3 protein-coding genes and 1 pseudogene are annotated in these 4,379 nt (G+C 78.2%); 1 reads left to right on the plus strand and 3 read right to left on the minus strand.

Going from position 1 to position 4,379, the window contains the following annotated elements:
• The 3 genes and pseudogenes from CS2_RS17765 to CS2_RS17775 all read right to left on the minus strand — a co-directional run.
• Positions 1-197: pseudogene (locus CS2_RS17765) on the minus strand (hypothetical protein); the annotation flags it as partial.
• A 44-nt stretch (positions 198-241) separates the two neighbouring features.
• Positions 242-895 (minus strand): S24/S26 family peptidase, encoded by a 654-nt coding sequence (locus tag CS2_RS17770; RefSeq protein WP_070320968.1) that lies wholly within the window; start codon positions 893-895, stop codon positions 242-244.
• Complete coding sequence (locus CS2_RS17775) at positions 892-1,611, minus strand: SipW-dependent-type signal peptide-containing protein (RefSeq protein WP_070320969.1); 720 nt, start codon at positions 1,609-1,611, stop codon at positions 892-894. The genes CS2_RS17770 and CS2_RS17775 overlap by 4 nt, the downstream gene beginning before the upstream one ends.
• 267 nt (positions 1,612-1,878) lie before the next feature.
• Here CS2_RS17775 and CS2_RS17780 point away from each other — a divergent pair, with 267 nt between their 5' ends.
• Complete coding sequence (locus CS2_RS17780; RefSeq protein ID WP_070320970.1) at positions 1,879-4,260, plus strand: LuxR C-terminal-related transcriptional regulator; 2,382 nt, start codon at positions 1,879-1,881, stop codon at positions 4,258-4,260.
• Positions 4,261-4,379 lie beyond the last annotated feature (119 nt).

A 4,379-nucleotide genomic window follows, 5' to 3' on the forward strand; every position in this document is an offset into this window, starting at 1 on the left:
CGGGCGTCGACCCGCCAGTGCGCCGGCTCGCCCGGCGTCAGCACGAACTGCGCCGGGTACGGCGCCGAGGACAGCACCAGCCGCCCCGTCGTGCCCGTCTCGGGCACGTCCTGCATGGCCGTCGCGGCCGATCCCGCCCCCAGCACGAGACCGACCACCACGGCCGTCGTCCCCGTCAGCGCGAAGCCCCGTCGCATCGTCGCCCCCTCCCGGTCGTCGCTCGGCCCTGGCGGCCGTCCCGTCACGCGGTCCGGCGGGCCGTGGCCCCCCTCGCACCCACGGCCCGCCGGTCGTCGTCGCGCGGTCGCTCGGGCCACAGGGCCCACGCCACGAGCACGGCGACGAGCAGCACCCCGGCACCGGCCACCGCCGGCTGCCGGACCGTCTCGAGCACGCGCCCGGCGCCCGGCAGCGACGCGACCACGCGGCCCGCGGTCGCGACCCGGTACGGGTCGCGGTCCGTCGTCCGGTTCGCGTCGCCCTGCAGCGTCAGGAGCCGCTCCTGCGGCTGCCCCGGCACGTCGTCGATCGCGACGACGCGGTGGGTGACCCGCGCGCCGTCGCCGCGCGGCACGGTCACGACGTCACCGACCCGCAGGTCGGCCGCCGGGGTCGTGCGGACCACCGCGGCCGTGCCGGCCGGCATGCCCGGCGACATCGACCCGGTGACCAGGACGACGAGCGAGGCCGACAGCGCCCAGGAGGCCACGAGCCACCCGGCCACCAGCACGCCGGGCGCCCCGACGGCCACGAGCGCGACGTCGCGCAGCGACCACCCGGTCCGGGCGTGCCCCGGCGCCCGGTGCAGGGCCCGGTCCTGCCGGTGGGCCGCGGCGGTGCGGTGGTTCCGAGCCCGCACCGCGACGGCTGCGCCGCCGACCTCGCCCGTGGTCACGCCGACTCGCCCGCGAACGCCCAGGCGGGTGCGATCGACCGGCCCATGTAGTCGTCGGCCGTGGTGCCCGGCGCGAGCGGCAGCGGGTCGGGCAGCGTGAGCTCGAAGCAGTAGTACTGCACCGAGCCGGCCGCCGCCGCGAGCGTCTGCGTCGCCGAGCCGCCGGTCGTGCCGAGGTCGCCGTCGGCGATGAGCGTCGGCGCACCCGGTGCGCCCGAGAACGCGGTCGCGTCGCACGTGAACGCCGCGTCGTCGGTGACGACCCGCACGTCGATCGCGTCGAACAGCAGCCCCCCGGGGTCCGTCGCGGTGATGCCCGACGCCGTCACCGCGGCCTGCAGGTCGACGTCGCCCGCGATGGACGTGGGGGACGTGCGCAGCGCGACGGGTGCGTACGTCGTGTCGCCCGGCGTGAACGCGGACGCCGCGGCCGAGAACACCATCTCGCCACCGGGGTTGTCCTCCTCGTCGGTCCACGCGGCCGCGTCCACCGCCGCCGTCGTGTTCTGCTGCACCTCGAACGTCGACGTCGAGACGCCGGGGCCGCCGGCGCCGTCGCCGCCGAACACCCACTCCACGTCGGTCCACGCCGCGAGCGTCGCGACGCCGCCCACGCCCAGGACGGTCCCGGCCGCCGTGAGCGCGAACGCCTTGCGACGTCGCTGCGTGCGCCTGCCCTCGTCGACCACCTTCGTCGTCGTCCCGTGCTTCACCATGTCCCACCCCACCGGTCGTCGGTCCTCTCGGAGCCGTGGGCGGTGCTCCGTCCACGACGTCCTGGACGCTAGGTCCGCACCGGGGGACGAATCGGACGCACCGTGACGGTTCCGTACCTGACGGGCGTACGGAACCGTATGCGCAGGTCCGGCATGGGTGAAGGAACCCAGTAGCGGTCGGTGGTGAGGCCCGCGACTACGTACGGTGGGACGGACGCACCTCCCCCCGGGTGCGTCGGCAGGGGGCAGGGGGGCCAGGGGGACGGCATGACGACGGCACGGCACGACGGCCACGACGGGACGGTGATCGGCGAGGACCGCGACGCGCGCGCGGTGCTCGACGACGCGACGACGGGCCGCGGCGCCCTGTTGGTGGGGCCGCTGGGCTCGGGCAAGACGCACCTCGTGCGGGCGGTCGTGGCGCTCATGCGCGACGCGGGAATGGACCCCCTCGTGCTGCGTGCCGCCGCACCGCTCGCGTCGCTGCCGCAGGGCGTGCTCGACGACGAGGGGGTCGCACGGCTCGACGCCGCGTCGCCCGCGGCACCGCTCGTCGTCGTCGTCGACGACGCCGAGGACCTCGACGACACGACCGCCGACCGCCTCGTGCGGGGCCTCGCGCGCGGCAGCGTGCACCTGGTGCTCGCGATCGCGCCGCGCCGCGACGGCGAGCCGGCGCACGCCGTGGCGGTCCGCGCCCGGCTGGTCGACCTGTGGCTCGCGCACCGGCTGGTGCGGCACGACCTGCGCGAGCCGGAGCGGGCCGACGCCGACGCGCTGGTCGACGCGTTCACCGGCGGGCACCCGCTGGACCGCGCGACCCGGCGCATCCTCATCGCGCGCGCCCGGGGGTCGCGCACCGTGCTGCGCGAGCTCGTCGCCGAGGCGGTGCGCCGCGACCGCGCCGGCGGCGACCCGCTCGAGGTGCCGCTGGACCTCGTCGAGGTGCCGGGCCTGCGCGACGCGCTGACGGCGGAGGCGGGGACGTTCGGGCCGGGCGTGCGGGAGGCGTTGGTCGTGCTGCGGCACCTGCCGGGCCTGCCGTACAGCGAGGCGTGCCTCGTGCTCGGCGCCGAGCGGGTCGACGGCCTGGTGACGCGCCGGCTCGCGATGGTCGACGACGGCTCCCGGCGCGGGCTGCACGTCCGCCGGCTCACCGCGCTGGTCGTCGAGCAGCAGCTCGGCGACGCGGCGGTCGAGGGCGTGCTCGCGGGGGTCGAGCGGTACGTGCTGGAGCGGGCGACGGGCCCGGTGTCGGACGTGCTTGCGTCGTTCGTGGTGGCGCGCGCGTCGGTGCGCTCGCCCGACGAGGGGTGGAACGCCGCGCACCCGTCGACGTGGGCGCGCCTGGTCGTGGGCGCGGCGCGCTACGCGAACGGCACCGGGCGGCACGAGCGGTCGCTCGCGTGGACGACGATGCCGGGCGTGCCCGCCGCCGCGCCCGAGGTGCTGCTCGAGCGCGCGGTCGCGCTGCTCGCGCTGCGCGAGGACGCGCGGGCGCGCGCCGAGCTCGAACGCGTCGAGCCCGAGCGGCTCGGTCCGTCGAGCCTCCTGCGGTACGTGCGCTGCTGGACGGACCTCGTGCGGTGGGTGCCTCCCGACGCGCGCGTCGAGGTGCCGACGTTCCCCGAGCAGGTGCGGGGCGTCGCGCGCGCCGAGCTGGTGCTGCTGCGCGCCGAGCGGGCGGCGCTCACGCTCGACTGGGACCGCGCGCTGATCGCGGCCCGCCACGCGCTCGACGGTGCCGCGCACCCGCGGACGGCGGTGCGCGCGGCCGCGCTCGCGACGTTCGCGGCCGTGGTGCTGGGCGCGCACCCCGAGGCCGAGCGGCTCGCGCGGGAGACGCGCGCCCTGCTGCGCGACCCGGTCGGCGGGCGCACGGTCGGCCTCGGCGACGAGCTGTGGGCGCTGTGCGCGCTCGCGGCCGCCGCGGCCCTGGGCGGTCACCGTCCCGACGACCTCGAGGACTGGGTGGTGGCGTGCACGCTCGCCGCCGGGGTCCGCGGCGGCCCGGCGGAGATCGGGCTCGTCAACGTCGCGTGGGCGTGCCTCGCGTTCGACCGTGGCGACGGTGCCGCGGTCGTCGAGGAGCTCGCGGCGGCGGCCGCGCGCGTGCCCGCCGGCCGGGCCGGGGTGCTGCGGGCGCTGCTGGTCTGCGCGCTCGGGTCGTCCCGCGCGGCGCTCGGGGACGACGCCGGGGCGCGTCGCACGCTCGCGAGGGTGCCGGCGGAGCACCGCGACTTCCCGCTCGTCGACATGGCGGCCCGCGTGGTCGAGGCATGGCCCGCGGCGCGGGACGCGACGCCGGTCGACCTGACACCCGTGCGTGCGGCCGTCGCGGCGGCGCCGCGCCTCGAGCGGATCGTGCAGCGGCTCACGGTGGCGGGCGGGCGTGTGGGGATCGCCCCGGACGCCGACGGCGGCGCGTCGGTGCCGGGCCGCGTCGACGCCGTGCTGTCGGACCGCGAGCTCGAGGTCGCCCTGCTCGTGGGGCAGGGCCTGACGAACCGTGAGGTCGCGGACCGCCTGGTGCTGTCCGTGCGGACCGTCGAGTCGCACGTCTACCACGCGTGCCGCAAGCTCGGGATCCCGTCGCGGCGCGAGCTGGCACGGGTGGTGGTGACCACGGGGGTCGGTCAGCGGGGGTGACGGTGCTGCGGTGCCGTGGCCGCCGGCGCGCACGTCAGCGCGCACGTCAGCGCGTGCGCCGGCCCCCGCCGCCGCGCGGTCGTCCGTCGCCGCGCCCCGGCGTGCGCGGCGTGGGGCGG

It is taken from the genome of Cellulomonas iranensis NBRC 101100 = JCM 18110, assembly GCF_001552375.1.
Taxonomy (GTDB): domain Bacteria; phylum Actinomycetota; class Actinomycetes; order Actinomycetales; family Cellulomonadaceae; genus Cellulomonas; species Cellulomonas iranensis.